We start from the raw sequence: 16349 nt of genomic DNA on the forward strand, positions 1-16349 counted from the left end.
AGTCTGACAACAAGCTGAAGCTTTCGAAAAACCTGCTTCAGCTTCCCGTCAGCTTGGCACAGGATAGGGCAAGGGTGAACAAGGAGCCCCCCGCATGCGTATCCTCATCGTGGAAGACGACACCGTTCTGGGGGCCGCGGTGCGCGATCAGGTAGCGGCCGACGGCCATTCGGTCGATTGGGCGATGCGGCTGGATCAGGCCGCGGATGCGCTGGCGGTGGCGGCCTATGATCTGATCCTGCTGGACCTCATGCTGCCCGACGGCCGCGGCATTCCGTTTCTGAAAACCCTTCGCACGCAAGGGGTTGCGACGCCGGCGATCATTCTGACCGCGCTCGATCAGGTCTCGGACCGGATCGAGGGGCTGAATGCCGGGGCCGATGATTATCTGGTCAAGCCCTTCGATCTGGCGGAACTGACGGCGCGGATCGGCTCGGTGGCGCGGCGCTATGCGGGCAATCCCAATCCGGTGCTGACACTGGGCGAGCTGACGATCGATCTGGCCGCGCGCGATCTGCGCCGGGCGGGCAAGGCCGTCGCGCTGACGGCGCGGGAATGGGCGCTGTTCGAGCTGCTGTTGTCGCGCCCCGGGCAGATCTTCCCGAAACGCGACCTCGAGGACCGGCTTTACAGCTTCGACGACGAGATCGGCTCGAACACGCTGGAGGTGCATGTCTCGCGGCTGCGCAAGAAACTGGGCGCGCGCGTGATCGAGACCGAACGCGGCCTTGGCTACCGGCTGGTGCGCGGATGAAACGGCGGTCGCTGCAATCGCGTCTGGCCATCACGGTCGGGCTTCTGGTCACCGTGCTGTGGATCGCGGCGGCCAGCTTCACCGCCTACAGGCAGCGGTTGCAGATGGATACGATGTTCGACGCCTCGCTGCAGGAAACCGCGCATCGGGTCTTGCCGCTCGTCGTTTCCGACATCCTGAGCCGCGGCGATCTGGTGACGGGCACGCAACAGGTGCCCGCGGTGCGGCCGCATGACGACAGTTTCAGCTACATCGTGCGCGACGACAAGGGCGCGATCCTGATGATCTCGCATGGGGCCGATCCGGGGGCGTTCCCGGCCTGGGACGGAACCGGCTTTCGCTCCACGCAGGCCCTGCGGCTTTACAATGATGCGGCGCTGCAGGGCACGGTGCGCATTTCGGTGGCCGAGCCGATGGAGCATCGCAGGCGCATGGCTTTCGAGGTGCGGATGGGGCTTCTGGCGCCGATCGCGCTGGTGCTGCCCCTGACGCTGGCCGGGATTGCCGGGCTGATCCGCTACGGTTTTGCGCCGCTGCGGCAGTTCCGGCTGCGGCTGGCCCGGCGCGGGGCGGCCGATCTGACGCCGGTCGACGCGAGTGCCCTGCCCGCCGAGGTGCAGCCGCTGGCGCAGACGCTGAACGCGCTCCTGACCCGGCTGGACGACGCCTTTCAGGCCGAGCGCAGCTTTGCCGCCAATGCCGCGCATGAGCTGCGCACGCCCTTGGCCGGGGCGATCGCGCAGGCGCAACGGCTGCGCGCCGAAACCACCGATCCCGCGGTGATCGCGCGGGCGCGCGACATCGAAACCGTGCTGAAGCGGCTCACCCGCCTGTCCGAGGGGCTGATGAGCCTTGCCCGGGCCGAGGGCGGACGGTTGCGCCGGGACACGGCACAGGATCTGCGCCCGGTGGTGCGGATCGTCACCGAGGATGCGGTGCGGCTGGCGGGCGGGGCCGGGGTGGCGCTGGATCTGCCCGAGGTGCCGGTGCTCTCCGATCTCGACCCGGATCTGTTCGGCATTCTGGTGCGCAATCTGGTCTCGAACGCGCTGCGCCACGGCGCCGCGGGGGCCGAAGTGCGGCTGCGGCTGGAACCGGGGCTTCTGCGGGTCGAGAACGACTGTGACCCGCTCGCGCCCGAGGATCTGGCGCGGATCGGCGCACGGTTCGAACGCGCCCCGGGCGCCGGGCGCGGCGGTGCGGGACTGGGGCTGGCGATCGTGCAGACGATCCTGGCCCGCGCCGGGGGCCGGTTGCAACTGACCTCGCCGCTGCCCGGAACCGACCGGGGTTTTGCCGCCGAAGCCCGGTTCGCCCCCCGCCAGCAGGCATGAAAAAGCCCCGGTCCGCGACCGGGGCTTTCGGAATTCCGTGCCGGATCAGCCCTTGAGATCAAGGAAAAGCTGATAGGCCTCCTTGGCGGTGTAGTTTTCATGCACCACCTTCGCCACCGCCTGGATCATCGCCACCGGGGCTTCCGACTGGAAGATGTTGCGGCCCATGTCGACCCCCGCCGCGCCCTGATCGATGGCTTTATACGCCATGTCGAGCGCCTCGAGTTCCGGCAGCTTCTTGCCGCCCGCGATCACCAGCGGCACCGGGCAGCCCGCCGCGACCTTCTCGAAGCCCTCTTCGACGAAATAGGTCTTGACGTAATGCGCCCCGAGTTCCGCGGCGATCCGCGTCGCCAGACCGAAGTAGCGGGCGTCACGCGCCATGTCCTTGCCGACCCCGGTCACGGCCAGCGTCGGGATGCCGTAGCGGGTGCCGGTGTCGATCAGTTTCAGGACGTTGGTGATCGATTTGTGCTCGTATTCCGAGCCGATATAGACTTGCGCCGCCATCGCGCAGGCGCCCAGACGGATCGCATCCTCGATCTCGACCGCGACGGTTTCGTTCGACAGTTCCGTCAGGATCGAGTTGCCACCCGAACAGCGCAGCGCCACCGGCTTGGTGTTCGTCGGCGGCACGGTCGAGCGCAGGGCGCCGCGGGTACACATCAGCACATCGGCATGATCGGCAAGCGGCAGGATGTTCAGATCCATCCGCTCGAGCCCCGTCGCCGGGCCCTGGAAATAGCCGTGGTCAAAGGCGAGCATCACCGTGCGGCCAGTCTTCGGGTTGAAGATCCGCGACAGCCGGTTCTTCATCCCCCAGTCATAATGGGCCGCGCCCTTGAGGAAGAAGCCCTGCAGATCGGCCGGTCGGTCGAGCCCGAAATCCTTGCCTTCCTTGATGTCGTCGAGATCGGCCATGGTCGTTCCTTTCATTTCAGACCGGAGCCGGACCCCGGCCCCGGAGGGGGCAGACGGGGCCGCCCCCGCCTGCGATCGGCGGCAAGATACCGTGCCCCCCGCGAATGTCCCAGCGAAGCAGCAGCCCCGCAGCCGACATATTGCCGCATGTAAAAATGGCAAAAAAATCTATCCGAGGCGCCGTTTACGCAATGTTTCCGCTTCTGCCCTAAGGTCAAAGCCTCTTGGAAGGGAACAAAAACCGATGAAACACCCGCTGAAATCCGTCTCAGGCAAGCTTGGTCTGGCGGCGGGCCTCGCAATTTCTCTGATTGTTCTGGGCTATACGGCCTATAACGGCTGGAAGACCTCGGCCCGGGTCGAGGCTCAGGTGATCGAGACGGCGACCGGCAAGGCCCGATTCGCCGCCGGCGAAGTGGCCCGACAGATGACCGAGGCGGTCGCCACCGTCGAGGCGATCAGCGGCATGATCAGCGGCGACATGCGCAATGGCAAGGCCGACTCGGCCGAGATCATCGCGATGCTGGAACAGGTGCCGATGCGCTACGACAACCTGTTTTCCGCCTGGATGTCGGCGATCCCCGGCGGGCCGACCGACAACTTCCTGACCGGCACCGGGGGGCGCAACGCGGCGGGCGAGTTCTCGCCCTACTGGACCAAGGACGGCAAGGGCGGGCTGACCTTCCAGACCTTCCCGATCGTGCCGGAGGAAATGTGGTTCGACGTGCCGACGAAAACCGGCAAGAGCGTGGCGACAGAGCCCTATATGACCACCGAAGGCTATGTCGTCACCTCGATCCCGGTGCCGATCAAGATCGACGGCCAGCTGGTCGGTCTGGTCGGCGTCGACATCACGCTGGCAGAGATGTCGGAAATCATGGGGAAGATGGAGACCTTCGAGGGCGGGCGGATGATGCTGGTCGATGCAGCCGGCAAATGGATCGCCCATCCCGACAAGGCGCTGTTCACCAAACCCTATGAGGGGATCGGGGCCGATCTGGTCAAGGCCGCGCTGGCCGATGGCAAGCCGCGGGTGATCGAGGGCTTGGCGGATGGCACGCGCCGACTGGTCTATCCTTTCTCCGCCAAGGGGATGAATGTCACCTGGGCGACCGTTCTCGACGTTCCGGGCGCGGTCTTCACCACCCCGGTTCACCATGAGGTGCTCGCGACCACGCTGAGCGGGCTGGCGATTCTGGTGATGACGCTGGGGGTGATCTATCTGGCGGCCTCGGCGCTGGTGCAGCGCCCGCTGGCGCGGATGCTGGCGGCGGTGAACGGGCTGGCGGCGGGGGTCTATGACACCCCGGTTCCGGGCAGCGAGCGGCGCGACGAGATCGGCGCCATGGCCGCCTCGGTCGAAACGCTGCGCCATGTGCTGGCCGACCGCAAGCGGCTGGAGGCCGAGCAGGAGCGGCTGCGCGCCGAAGCCGAGACGCAGCGGCTGCAGCGCGAGGCCGAAGCGGCGCGGATGCGCGACGAACGCGAGGCAAACCGTCTGGCCGAGGCCGAACGCGACCGCCGCGAGGCCGCCGCGCGCGAAGAAGCCCGCCGTGCCGAGGAGGCGCAGCGCGAGGCCCATGCCAAGGAACAATCGCAGGTGGTCGAAAACCTGGCCGCGGGCCTGCGCGATCTGGCGCAGGGCGATCTTTCGGTGGCGATCATGACCCGCTTCCCGCCTGCCTATGAACAGCTGCGGATCGATTTCAACGAAACCGTGGCGCGGCTGTCGGAGGTGATGGGCTCGATCGATGCCGCGACGCGCTCGATCACCGGCGGCGTCGCCGAGATCACCGGCGCGACCACCGATCTGTCACGGCAGGCCGAAACCGCGGCGGCGACGCTGGAAGAAACCGCGGCGGCGCTGAACGAGCTGACCGCCTCGGTGCAATCGGCGGCACAAAGCGCGCGGCAGGTCGACACCATCGTGCGCGGCGCCACGGAAAAGGCGCGGGCCACGACCCAGGTGGTGGAGGAAACCGTGACCGCCATGGGCGCGATCCAGACCTCGTCGGAACAGATCTCGCGGATCATCACCGTGATCGACGACATCGCCTTCCAGACCAACCTGCTGGCGCTGAACGCCGGCGTCGAGGCCGCCCGGGCGGGCGAGGCGGGCCGCGGCTTTGCCGTCGTCGCCTCGGAGGTGCGGGCGCTGGCGCAACGCGCCTCGGAAGCGGCACGGGAAATCGGCGCGCTGATTTCCAGCTCGGGCGATCAGGTGACCACCGGGGTCGCCCTTGTCGGCCGCGCCGGCGAGGCGCTGCGGGTCATCGTCGAGGCGGTCGAGACGATTGCCGGCCATGTCGGCGAGATCGCGGCTTCGGCGGATGAACAGGCCTCGGGCATCGGCGAGATCAATTCGGCGATGAACCAGCTTGATCGGACGCAGCAGCACAATGCCGCCGCCTACGAGGAAACCGCCGCCGCCTGCATGACGCTGAGCGGGCAGTCCCGCGGCCTTGAGGAAATGGTCAACCAGTTCCGCTTCAGTGCCGCAACGCACGACGCGCGCGACAACGCCGCCGCCTGAGCCCCCGCCTGACCGGGCGGACCTCTCCCTGCGGTCGGGTGTCCGGGCGGACGCTCTGCCGCAGGTTTCACGTCGCCTCTGGTGTCCGCGGCGCGGGCGTGGTTGAACGTCGCATGTCCATTGCATCCGAAATCGGCCTCTACCGCGAGGCGCTCGTGTTTCTCGGCACGGCCGGGGTCATCATTCCGCTGATGACCCGGTTCCGCATCAGCCCGGTGGTTGGCTTTCTGGTCGCAGGTCTGCTGCTCGGCCCGAATGCCATCGGCCGCTTTGCCGAGACCTTCCCGCCGCTGGGCTGGATCACCATCAGCTCGCAGGAGGCGGTCGATCAGCTGGCAGAGCTGGGCGTGGCCTTCCTTTTGTTCACCATCGGGCTTGAACTCTCGCTCGACCGGCTCTGGACGATGCGCCGCTCGGTCTTCGGGCTGGGCATGGCGCAGGTGGTGCTGACCACGGCGGCGATCGCCGTGACCGCCTTTGCCTTCGGCAACCCCATCGACGCCTCGCTGGTGATCGGCGCCTGTCTGGCGCTGTCCTCGACCGCGATCGTGGTGCAGCTTCTGGCCGAACAGCACCGGCTGACCTCGGTCGCGGGGCGCAACATCTTTGGCGTGCTTCTGGCGCAGGATCTGGCGGTGGTGCCGATCCTGTTCCTGATCGTCGTCTTCGGCGAGGCCGGAAAGGGCGGCACCGAAACGATCACCCTGCAAACGGTGCTCTCGGGCCTTGGCATCGCGGTCCTGCAGGCCGTCGCCGCGATCAGCCTGATCGTCGGCATCGGCCGGGTGATCCTGCGCCGCCTGTTCCGCTCGGTGGCGCGCACCCACAACCGCGAACTGTTCATGGCGGCGATCCTGTTCGTCGTCGTCGGCACCTCGCTGATCACGCAATTCGCGGGGCTGTCGATGGCGCTGGGGGCCTTTCTGGCCGGGCTTCTGCTGGCCGAGACCGAATTCCGCCGCCAGGTCGAGGTCGATATCGAGCCCTTCAAGGGCCTGCTGCTCGGGCTGTTCTTCATCTCGGTCGGCATGCGCATCGACCTTGCCGCGGTGGCGCAACACCCGGTCATGCTGGCGATGTCGGTGATCGGCATGACCGCGCTCAAGGCGGCGGTGATCGCACTGCTGGCGCGGCTTTTCGGTCTGGCCTGGCCCATCGCGCTCGAGGCCAGCCTGCTGCTGGCGGGCGGCGGCGAATTCGCCTTCCTCGTGCTCAGCCTGGCCAGTTCCTCGGGGCTGACCACGCTTGAGGTGGAACAGTTCATGCTGCTTGTGGCCTCGGGCACGATGCTGGCGACGCCGGTTCTGGCCCGGATGGGGCGCAGCCTTGGCCAGCGCAGCACCCGGGCAAACGCGCCCACCGACATCCCCGCCGACACGCCCGAAACCGGCGCCAACCGTCCGCTGGTGATCGGCGGCGGCCGGGTCGGCAAGCTTGTCTGCGACGTGCTGGCCAGCGAGGGCTACAATTGTCTTGTCATCGACCGCGACGCCGAGCTGGTGGCGCGCGGCCGGGCCGAGGGGCGCGACATCATCTTCGGCGATGCCCAGCGCCCCGGCATCTTGCGCAAATGCGGCATCGAGACCGCGCCGATCGCGGTGGTCACGCTGCATGACGCGGCAATGACCGAACAAGTGGTGATGCTGCTGCATGTGCTGCGCCCCGATCTGCCGGTGATCGCCCGCGCCCGCGACGCCGAGCATGCGGTGCGGCTGTTCTCGATGGGCGCGGTGCAGGTGATCCCCGAGGCCTTCGAGACCGGGCTGGATTTGGCGGGCGTCACGCTGCGCCGCCTTGGCGCCCCGGCCGAGCAGACCCATGCGCTGCTGGAATCCCGGCGCGAGGCGATGCTGCGGCTGTTGCGCAGCGAGCCGGTGCCGCGCTGAGCGGGCAGGAAACGGGCCAGCCCGCGCCTGCGCGCAAACGCACCCTTTCCAGACCCGGAACAAGGCCGCATCATCCCGGGCATGGATGACACCCCGGCACAGAACGGACCCGGCAGCGGCCATTCGACCAATCTGGTCGGGCGGCCCTCGGCCTTTCTGGCCAGCCCCGGCTTCAACGATGCGCCGGTCGCGCTGCAGATCTGGGGGGTGCGGGAAATGAACCCGGCGCTCTTCGCCATGCTCGACCAGGCGGAAACGCTGGCCGAGGCGGGCGAGGCCTTTCTTTCCTATATGGTGGCGATGTTCGGCATCGACCCCGAGCAGCGCGCGGCGGCGGCGGGCAGCCGCAAGCGGTTCCGCTCGTCCTTCCTGCGGCTCATTCAGGGCTGGGGCTTCGACAGCAACGGCCCCGAGGGCGCGGTGCTGAAAGGCTGGGTCGAAAGCCGCTTCGGCATTCCGCCCGGGTTTCACAAGGAGATCATCGCCGACATCCACGGCCCGGTCTGGCAGGCCTATGTGGCGGAACGGATGCAAAGCCGCTTTCATGACAATGCGATCCTCGTGCAGCTCGATCTGCTGTTCGAATTCTGCCAATGGGCGATTTCCCGCTTCGCCTTTCCGGGGCAAAGCCATCTCACGCTTTACCGCGGCATCAACGCGGTCGACCGGCACGGCATTCTGGAACAGCGCAGCCCGCGCGAGGCGGTGATCCGGCTCAACAACCTTGTCTCGTTTTCCTCTGACCGCGAGGTGGCGGACTGCTTTGGCGACCGCATCCTGACGGCCCGGGTGCCGCTGACCAAGGTGCTGTTCTTCCCGGGCCTGCTGCCCGCGCCGCTGTTGCGGGGCGAGCGGGAATTTCTGGTGCTGGGCGGCGCGTTTCGGGTCAGTATCGAGGATATCTAGGGGGTTGCGCGATGGGCGATGTGCAGGATCGGGCGATGGCGGCCTTTCTCGGCTTTGCGCTGGGCGATGCGCTGGGGGCGACGGTCGAATTCCTGACCCCGCGCGAGATTGCCGCGCGGCACGGCCTGCACCGCGAGATCACCGGCGGCGGCTGGCTGAAGCTGAAGCCCGGTGCGGTGACCGACGACACGCAGATGGCGCTGGTGCTGGGGCGCTCGCTGATCGCGCGGCAGGGCTTTGACGCAAGGGACATCTGCGCCGGTTTCGCGGCCTGGCTGAAATCGGGTCCGGTCGATGTCGGCAACACCTGTCGGCGCGGCATCCGGCGGTTTCTGGAGAAAGGCACGGTCGAAGGCCCCTATGCCGAGGATGATGCGGGCAATGGCGCGGCGATGCGGGTGCTGCCGGTGGCGCTGGCGACGCTGGGCCATCCCGAACGCGCCGCCGCCTGGACCGTGGCGCAGGCGCATGCGACACATAACCACCCGCTCTCTGACGCCGCCTGTGTCGCGCTGGTGCGGATGGTGCAGGGGCTGATCCTGGGCGCAGGCAGCGCGGTCATCGCGCAGGAGGCCGAGGCGTTGATCACGCAACACCGCGATTTCCGCTTCACCCCCTATCGCGGGCGCTCCTCGGCCTTCGTGGTGGAGACGCTGCAGACGGTGCTGCATTACACGCTCTCGTCCGAGAGTTTCGAGGAGGTGCTGACCGGCACCGTCAATCAGGGCGGCGATGCCGATACGACCGGGGCGCTGGCGGGGATGCTGGCCGGCGCGCGCGGCGGGATGGCGGCACTGCCGGAGCGCTGGCTGGCGGCGCTTGACCCGGCAGTGACGGCCGAGATCCGCGCTCAGCTGCCGCAGCTGCTGGCGCTTGCGGGGATCAAGGACAGCTGACGCGCCAGATCGGCCTTGCGGGCCAGAAGCTTCTCGGCCAGTGCCGCGCGGCCGTGATGGCGGGCGACGACCTTGCGGATCGCGGCCTCGGGCAGGTCGATCACCACGGTCAGCGCGGCGCGGAGCGCATCCGGCGGCATCGGCCCGAAAAGCTGCGCAGCAAAGGGGTTGTCGGGATCGCTGCGCAGCCGCGTGACCTCGGGCACTTCGGGGCCGAAGGCGCTCCCCTTGGGGTTGCCCTGCGCCCGGAACTCCAGCGCGCCGCCGACATCAAGCGTCGTCACCACCCCGCCGATCACGCCCTGATTGTCGCCCTGAAACCCGGCGGCGTCCCAATTGGCCAGCCAGCAATGCACGCCAAACCAGCGCCAGGCCTGCGCGCGCTCGGCCGCGGTCAGCTGCGACAGCCGGGATTTCTCCAGATCGACGAAAACCGTCGCCACCTGATCGGGCGCCGCGCAGGGCAGATAAGACAGCACCGGCGCCCCGGCCAGACGGTAAAGCGCCGCCGCCAGATATTCGTTCCGCGCCTGCGCCGGGCTTTCCAGCTCCTTGACGTAATACCGCCCGCCCGCCGCATCGGCCCAGATCCCGCCGGGGTTCGAGCCAAGTCGGCCACCCACACGGGTCAGCTGCGCCGGATCGATCCGCGCAGGCTCGGCCAGCGGGAGCGTGGCTCGCACCAGCGCCAGCTGCGCGGGTGTCTCGATCGCGCCGGGCCGGGCCGTCCGCACCGCCTTGACCGCGGTCTTCGGATCCGCACCCAGTTCCACCAGCAGCCGCGCCGCGATCATCCCCGCCCGCCCCAGCCCGCCCTTGCAATGCACGACGACATCGGCGCCACCGCGCAGGGCGGCGCGGATCACCCGCCCCTCGGCCTGCCAGCGCGCCTCGAAAGCCGGGGTCGGCACGGAGTAATCGGCGATCGGCAGGGGATGCCAGTCGATCCCGCGCGCACGGACCTGCGTTCCAAGGTCCGGCACCTTGAGCATGCCCAGTTCCTGCGGCTCGACCAGCGTCACGACATGGGTGGCGCCCCAGGTCGCAATCGCATCGAGGTCAAGGCCCAGATCGCGCGCCCAGGCGCCCGACATCGCGGCGCGGTCGTGCTTGCCGGGGCAAAAGGTGATGCCGATGCGGCCCATGCCCGGTCCGGCCGGAACCTCGGCGATCTGCAGCGGATGGGTAAGGCTGGTGCGGGCGCTGGCCATGATCCCCTCTCGGACGGATCGGCGCAGGATAGGGGCGCGGCCCGGGGCGCCCAAGGCCCGGAACGTCGCAGGGCCGGGAAATCCCCGGCCCTGCGCGAAAGTTACATGCCAAGCAGATTGGGCAAGGCGAGGCTGATCGCCGGGACGTAGGTCACCAGCACCAGGAAGGCGAGCATGGTCAGAAGCCAGGGCCAGACCGCGATCGTCAGTTCGGTGATCCCCATCTTGGTGATGCCGGAAGCGACGTAAAGGTTCAGACCGACCGGCGGGTGGCACATGCCAACCTCCATGTTCACGATGATCATGATGCCGAAATGCACCGGGTCGATGCCCAGCCGCACCGCGACCGGAAACAGGATCGGCGCCATGATCAGCACGATCGACGAGGGCTCCATGAAGTTGCCCGCGGCGAGCAGCAGGATGTTGACGATGATCAGGAACATCCACCACGAGAGGCCCGCGTCGACCATCCATTCGCCCAAGGCCTGCGGAATGCCTTCATGTGCCATCAGGAAGCTGAACAGCACCGCGTTGGTGATGATGTACAGCAGCATCGCCGACATGTTGGCCGAGGACAAAAGCACGCGCGGCACGTCGCGGAGCGTCAGGTCCTTGTAGACGAAGACCGAGATCACGAAGGCATAGACGGCGCTCATCGCGGCGGCTTCGGTGGGGGTGAAGACGCCCGCATAGATCCCGCCGATGACGACGACGATCAGCATCAGCCCCCAGGCGGCCTCGCGGAAGGCGGTCCAGCGTTCGCGCAGGCTGGCCCGGGGCAGGCGCGGATAGCCGAATTTGCGCGCCCGGTTCCAGGTGGTGAAAGCAAGGAAGCCCGCCAGCATCAGGCCGGGAACGACGCCCGCCATGAACAGCTCGCCCACCGAGGCCGAGGAAACGGGTTCCCCGTTCGGCCCCGTCACCACCATCCCCGAGGTGGCGACGGCATACATCACCATCACGATCGAGGGCGGAATGAGAATGCCAAGCGCGCCGGAAGTGGTGATGACGCCCGCGCCGAACTGCTTCGGAAAGCCCTGCTGCACCATTGCGGGCAGGATCACCGAACCGATGGCGACGACGGTGGCGGGCGAGGAGCCCGAGACGGCGGCGAACAGCGCGCAGGCGATCACGCCCGCAAGGCCAAGCCCGCCGTGCCAGTGCCCGACCATCGCGGTGGCGAAGTTGATCATCCGCTTCGCCACCCCGCCATGGGTCAGGAAGTTCCCGGCGAGGATGAAGAACGGGATCGCCATGATCTCGAATTTCTCGATGCCGGTGAAGAGCTTGAGCGCCACCGTGTCGATCGGAACCTGGGTCATGGTGAACAGGAAGGTCAGCACCGTCAGGCCGAGCGAGATCGAGATCGGCATGCCGGTCAGCATCAGCGCGATGAGCAGACCAAAGATGATAAGGGCGCTCATGTCAGTTGTCCTTCGGTTTTTCGACAAGGTCGCGCGGCGTCAGCGGCGAATGCAGCAGGCCATCGCCCTCGACATCGATGCCATCGTGACCGGCGTCGACGCCATCGACATGGCCGTGGTCGTGATGCGGCAGCTCGCCGGTGTGGGCGAAGGACCAGGCCACCTGCAGGAAGCGGAAGCACATCAGCGCAGAGCCCAGCGGGATCGCCAGATAGACCAGCCACATCGGCAGTTCGAGATCGGGCGAGGTCGAGGAGGCGTGATACATGTGCAGCACGAAATTCGCGCCCAGCGTCGCGATGATGCCGGTGAACAGCGCCCCGGCGCCCAGACCCAGCAGGATGAAGAACCCCCGTTTCGGCGCGTCGAGCCGGTTGATCAGCACGTCGATGCCGACATGGATGCCGGTGCGCACCCCGTAAGCCGCGCCGAATTTCGCCATCCAGACGAACAGGATGATGCACAGCTCCTGCGCCCAGACGAGGTTGATGCCGCGCAGCGTCGTGTAAAGGCTTTTCGCGGCGGCAGCGGCCCCGACCATGCCGTGGCTGCGGAAGAAGCCGACGAAATCGGCGACGAAGCCAAGGGTGAAACGATGGGTGACCGAGACGAAGATCAGCACCGTCGCCGTCGCGATGAGCGCGGCGATCAGCACCTCCTCGGCCCGGTCGAGGATGCGCAGCATGGCGGCCCCCGCTTAGGTCGTGAAAGGAAAGGGAAAGGGCGGCCCCGATTGGGGCCGCCCGCAGGTCTTACTCAGCCGTTGCGGCCTTGACGGCAGCGATGGTCTCGGCGCCGATGCGCGCGGCCATTTCGTCATGCACCGGGGTCAGCGCGGCCTCCCAGGCGGCGCGTTCTTCGGCAGTCAGCTCGTGGAATTCGGTCGTGCCGGCGTCTTTCATCGCCTGCAGGGCCTTTTCGTTCTCTTCCTTGGCGATGCCGTTCGCGTAATCGGTCGATTCCGCCATCGCCTTTTCCAGCCCGGTGCGGACATCGGCGGGCAGGCCGTCCCAGAACTGCTTGTTCACGATCACCGCATAGCCCAGATAGCCATGGTTCGAGACGGTGGCGTGTTTCTGCACCTCGTTCATCTTTTGCGTGAACATGTTCGAGGGCGGGTTCTCGGTGCCGTCAACGACGCCGGTCTGCAGCGCCTGATAGACTTCCGAGAAGGCCATGACCTGCGGCACCGCGCCCAGCGCGTTCATCTCGGCTTCCAGCACCTTCGAGGACTGGATACGCATCTTCAGGCCGAGGAAATCATCGGGCGTCGTCAGCGGCGTGTTCGCCGACATGATCTTGAAGCCGTTGTCCCAGAAGGCCAGCCCGGTGATGCCCTTGGCTTCCAGTTTCGAGAGCAGCATCTTGCCCGTCTCGCCCTTGGTCACCTTGTGCAGGGCCTCGTAATCCTTGAAGATGTAGGGCAGGTCGAAAACCTCGAAATCCTGCACGCCAAGCGGGCCGAATTTCGCCAGCGAGGGGGCAAGCATCTGCACCGCGCCCAGTTGCAGCGCCTCAAGCTCTTCCTTGTCCTTGTAAAGCTGGCTGTTCGGATAGACTTCCACGTCCACCGCGCCGTTGGTGTATTTCTCGGCCAGTTCCTCGAATTTCGCGGCCCCCTTGCCCTTGGGCGTGTCGGGGGCGACGACGTGGCTGAACTTGATCACGATCGGCTCGGCGAGCGCCGGAACCGACAGCGCCAGGCTGAGCGCGGTGGCGCCGACAAGGGCGCCCAGAATACGACGGGTCAACATGTGATTCTCCTCCGGTGCCCGCTCTCCACGGCGGGCCGCGGCTTTCATGCGCAAGAATCTTGCGCAACGCTATTGCGGCTTTCCGCAATCGAAAGACATGTTATGACCAAATGAACGGGAGGGATGTGCCATTTCCAAGCTGCGCGACACCATGGGCGACCCTGCGGGGGAGGCGGTCTGGACCGTTCCGGGCCTGCTTGACGCGCGCAAGCTCGACCTTCTGGCGCTGATCCCGCTGGTGGCGATCGTCGCGCTGATGACGCTGGTCGGCGCGCTGCTGTTTGCCGTCGGACAGGCCGATGCCGGCCGCGCCCGGGCGAAACTGGCCACCGATGCGCTTTGGGTCGAACAGACGCTGCGCTTTCAGATGGCGGTGGACGAGGATGTGCTGGTGCGTCTGGCACTGGATGCCAGCGCCGGGGCCTCGCAACAGGCGCTCTCGGCCCGGGCCCGGCTGCATCTGGCGGCGAACCCGGAAACGCTGGGGCTGCGCTGGTATGATGCGAAAGGCCGTCTGGTCGCCGCCGTGCCCGAAGGTCCGGGGGCGGCCGAGGAGGCGCTGGCCCGAAAACTGCTCGCCTCGGGGGCGCTGCCGCCGCGACCGGTCTATGGGCCGGTGCGGGATGGCCGGGTGGTGCTGGCGGAACGGGTCTCGGCCTCGGGGGGGGTGGTGGTGGCGACGGTCTCGCTGCCGATGATGCTCGAACGCCATCTGCCCTGGTGGATCGCGGAACAATACGGGGTGCGGATTTCCGACACCTCGGGGGTGCTCGCGGAACGCGCGCGCCGCCCGATTGCCGCCGAGGCGCCGCGGCACGGCATCAGTTTCGATCCGCCGCTGGCCGGCACGACGCTGGAGATCATGGCCTATGACGCCCCCAATGCCTTTGGCAATGCCGCGCTTCTGGCGGCGATCGGGGCGCTTTCGGTCTTTGCGGTGCTGGCGATGGTGGTGCTGCACAGGAACGCGCTGCGCCGCCGCATGGCCGAGGACCGGCTGCGCGCCGAGATGGCCTTTCGCCGCGCGATGGAGGAAAGCCTGACCGTGGGCATGCGCGCCAAGGATCTGTCGGGGCGCATCCTTTACGTCAACGGCGCGTTCTGCAAGCTGGTCGGGCTGGCGGCCGAGGATCTGGTGGGGCGCCCGCAGCCGATGCCCTACTGGGCGCCCGACATCCTGGAGGAGACCCTGGCGCGGCAGCGGCAACTGATCGAGGGCCAGCCGGTGCCGCAGGCCTTCGAGACCCGGTTCCGCCGCTCGGACGGCTCGGAAATCGAGGTCCAGGTCTTCGAGGCGCCGCTGATCGACGCGGGCGGCAAGCATCGCGGCTGGATGGGCTCGGTGATCGACATCACCCAGGCGAAACAGGCGGCACGGCTGGCCCGCGCGCAGGACGAAAACCTCGCCCGCACCGGGCGGCTGGTGACTTTGGGCGAGATGGCCTCGACGCTGGCGCATGAGCTGAACCAGCCGCTGGCCGCCATCGCCTCTTATGCCGCCGGGGGGCTGAACCTGTTCGACCAGCCCGAGCCGAACCTGACGATGCTGCGGCAAGCCTTTGAAAAGATGGGGGCGCAGGCGCGCCGGGCCGGGCTGGTGATCCGCCGGATACAGGATTTCGTGAAAAAGCGCACGCCGCAGCTGGCGGCGCTGGACCTGTCCGAGGTGCTGGCCGAGGCGCTGTCGATCACCGCCCCGGTCGCGCGCGAGCATCGGGTGAAGCTCGCCTCGCTGATCGAGGGCCGCATCCCCGAGGTGCAGGCCGACCGCATCCTGATCGAACAGGTTCTGGTCAATCTGATCCGCAACGGTGTCGAGGCGATGGCCGAGGGGCCGCGCACCGGCGACGATCTGACCGTGCGGCTGGCCCGGGCGGGGTCCACGGTCACCATCGAGGTGATGGACCGCGGCCCGGGCATTTCCGAGGCTGTCGCGGCAAGCCTGTTCGACCCCTTCACCTCGACCAAATCCGAGGGCATGGGAATGGGGTTGAACATCTGCCGCTCGATCGTCGAGATGCATCACGGCAGCCTGTCGCACGGCCCCCGTGCGGGCGGCGGCACCCTCTTCACCGTCACCCTGCCCGTCCCGCAGGAGGAGGCCCCGGCATGAAGTTCACCGTTCATATCGTCGATGACGAGGAAAGCCTGCGCGACAGTCTGGGGTTTCTGTTCGCCTCGCGCTCGATTGCCACGCGGACCTGGGCCTCGGGGGCGGATCTCTTGGCGGAATGGCCGCTCTCTGATTGCGGCTGCCTGATTCTGGACGTGCGGATGGAGGGGATGTCGGGGCCGCAGCTTCTGGATGCGCTGCAGGCAAGGCCCGAGGGGCTGGTGCCGCCGGTGATCTTTTTGACCGGCCATGCCGATGTGCCGCTGGCGGTGCAGTCGCTGAAGGCGGGAGCCTTTGATTTCGTCGAAAAACCCTTCAACGACAACCACATCGTCGATATCGCGCTGGCCGCGATAGCCGCCCATGAGGGCCGTCTGGCCGAGGCCCAGGCGCGCGAGGCGGTGGCGGCGCGGCGGGCAAGCCTGTCGGCGCGCGAGGCCGAGGTGATGGCGCTGATGCTGGAAGGGCTGATGAACAAGCAGATCGCCGAGCGGCTGGGCATCGCGATGCGCACGGTCGAGGTGCATCGCTCGCGCGTGCTGGCGAAGATGGGGGCGCGCAACATCGCCGATCTGGCCCGGATGACCTGACTTGCTTTCGGCAGAGCGTGAACATAA

Annotated in this window: 13 protein-coding genes; 8 read left to right on the top strand and 5 right to left on the bottom strand. The window is 67.4% G+C overall.

Annotated elements, in window-relative coordinates; genetic code table 11:
- The first annotated feature begins 94 nt into the window (after positions 1-94).
- Positions 95-754: a response regulator gene (locus AC4PTB_RS14850; protein WP_492190647.1), complete on the top strand. Its 660-nt coding sequence runs from the start codon at positions 95-97 to the stop codon at positions 752-754.
- On the top strand, positions 751-2088 hold the full coding sequence (locus tag AC4PTB_RS14855) for an ATP-binding protein (RefSeq protein WP_492190648.1): 1338 nt from the start codon (positions 751-753) through the stop codon (positions 2086-2088). Before AC4PTB_RS14850 ends, AC4PTB_RS14855 begins: the two co-directional genes overlap by 4 nt.
- 45 nt (positions 2089-2133) lie before the next feature.
- Here AC4PTB_RS14855 and lsrF read toward each other — a convergent pair whose 3' ends face one another.
- Positions 2134-3009 (bottom strand): 3-hydroxy-5-phosphonooxypentane-2,4-dione thiolase, encoded by an 876-nt coding sequence (gene lsrF / locus AC4PTB_RS14860; RefSeq protein WP_492190649.1) that lies wholly within the window; start codon positions 3007-3009, stop codon positions 2134-2136.
- Positions 3010-3253: 244 nt separating this feature from the next.
- Between lsrF and AC4PTB_RS14865 the strand changes: the two genes are divergently transcribed.
- From AC4PTB_RS14865 to draG, 4 genes are all read left to right on the top strand, one after another.
- A complete protein-coding gene (locus AC4PTB_RS14865) occupies positions 3254-5542 on the top strand; it encodes a methyl-accepting chemotaxis protein (RefSeq protein WP_492190650.1) in 2289 nt (762 codons plus the stop codon).
- Between the two features lie 113 nt (positions 5543-5655).
- On the top strand, positions 5656-7428 hold the full coding sequence (locus AC4PTB_RS14870) for a cation:proton antiporter domain-containing protein (protein ID WP_492190651.1): 1773 nt from the start codon (positions 5656-5658) through the stop codon (positions 7426-7428).
- Between the two features lie 81 nt (positions 7429-7509).
- Positions 7510-8334, top strand: a complete 825-nt coding sequence (locus AC4PTB_RS14875) for an NAD(+)--dinitrogen-reductase ADP-D-ribosyltransferase (RefSeq protein WP_492190652.1) — start codon at positions 7510-7512, stop codon at positions 8332-8334.
- An 11-nt stretch (positions 8335-8345) separates the two neighbouring features.
- Complete coding sequence (draG, locus tag AC4PTB_RS14880) at positions 8346-9230, top strand: ADP-ribosyl-[dinitrogen reductase] hydrolase (protein WP_492190653.1); 885 nt, start codon at positions 8346-8348, stop codon at positions 9228-9230.
- Here draG and AC4PTB_RS14885 read toward each other — a convergent pair.
- From AC4PTB_RS14885 to AC4PTB_RS14900, 4 genes are all read right to left on the bottom strand, one after another.
- Positions 9185-10441, bottom strand: coding sequence for a cyclin-dependent kinase inhibitor 3 family protein (locus tag AC4PTB_RS14885; protein WP_492190654.1), 1257 nt, complete (start codon positions 10439-10441; stop codon positions 9185-9187). The genes draG and AC4PTB_RS14885 overlap by 46 nt on opposite strands.
- Before the next feature lie 101 nt (positions 10442-10542).
- Positions 10543-11865, bottom strand: a complete 1323-nt coding sequence (locus tag AC4PTB_RS14890; RefSeq protein ID WP_492190655.1) for a TRAP transporter large permease — start codon at positions 11863-11865, stop codon at positions 10543-10545.
- Between the two features lies 1 nt (position 11866).
- Positions 11867-12550, bottom strand: coding sequence for a TRAP transporter small permease (locus tag AC4PTB_RS14895; RefSeq protein ID WP_492190656.1), 684 nt, complete (start codon positions 12548-12550; stop codon positions 11867-11869).
- 67 nt (positions 12551-12617) lie between these two features.
- Positions 12618-13619: a TRAP transporter substrate-binding protein gene (locus tag AC4PTB_RS14900; RefSeq protein WP_492190657.1), complete on the bottom strand. Its 1002-nt coding sequence runs from the start codon at positions 13617-13619 to the stop codon at positions 12618-12620.
- Between the two features lie 139 nt (positions 13620-13758).
- On the opposite strand from AC4PTB_RS14900, the gene AC4PTB_RS14905 reads away from it, so the two are divergent.
- Together AC4PTB_RS14905 and AC4PTB_RS14910 are read left to right on the top strand one after the other, a co-directional pair.
- Positions 13759-15732: a sensor histidine kinase gene (locus AC4PTB_RS14905; protein WP_492192645.1), complete on the top strand. Its 1974-nt coding sequence runs from the start codon at positions 13759-13761 to the stop codon at positions 15730-15732.
- The gene (locus AC4PTB_RS14910) at positions 15729-16322 is read left to right on the top strand and encodes a response regulator transcription factor (protein ID WP_492190658.1); all 594 of its coding nucleotides are present in this window, start codon (positions 15729-15731) and stop codon (positions 16320-16322) included. The genes AC4PTB_RS14905 and AC4PTB_RS14910 overlap by 4 nt, the downstream gene beginning before the upstream one ends.
- Positions 16323-16349 lie beyond the last annotated feature (27 nt).

Source organism: Rhodobacter sp. 4.3.4 (genome assembly GCF_058724655.1).